Here is a 432-nt window from a genome sequence, read left to right on the forward strand (position 1 = left end):
GGTTTCGCCACCATTTTGGGCTGCACGCGGTCGATCGCGACACCTTCAGGCGCACCGCCAAGCCGAGCGCCGGCGTGCTCCGAGACATCGCCCGTCGCAACAGCCTATAGCAGGGTGGGGTGCGCCTGGGTCTCAGTCGCTGAAGAAGTTCAGCTCCAGCAGCACCCCATTCGGATCCTCGGTAAAGATCTGCCGCAGGCCGATCGCCGTGACATGGTTGATCTGGTGCGCTGCGCCGTGCGCCTTCAGGCGCGAGAGCATGTCCTCATACCCGCTGCAGTTCAGAGCCACATGGTGCAGGGCCCCGGTGGGACCCGCGGTGACGTCCCTGTCGTAGGCGCGTGGGCAATCCAGTGAGTTGATGTGGATCACGGCGCGCCCGGCCGCGTCGTACATCCACTGGGCGTTCGTGGGCGTCAGGGGCGGAGGCGC

At 66.4% G+C, this 432-nt stretch carries 1 pseudogene; it reads right to left on the reverse strand.

What is annotated here, in order from left to right:
- Positions 1-132: 132 nt before the first annotated feature.
- Positions 133-432: pseudogene (locus tag AACY08_RS30055) on the reverse strand (hypothetical protein); the annotation flags it as partial.

It is taken from the genome of Pseudomonas sp. EL_65y_Pfl1_R83 (assembly GCF_963970695.1).
GTDB lineage: Bacteria > Pseudomonadota > Gammaproteobacteria > Pseudomonadales > Pseudomonadaceae > Aquipseudomonas > Aquipseudomonas tritici.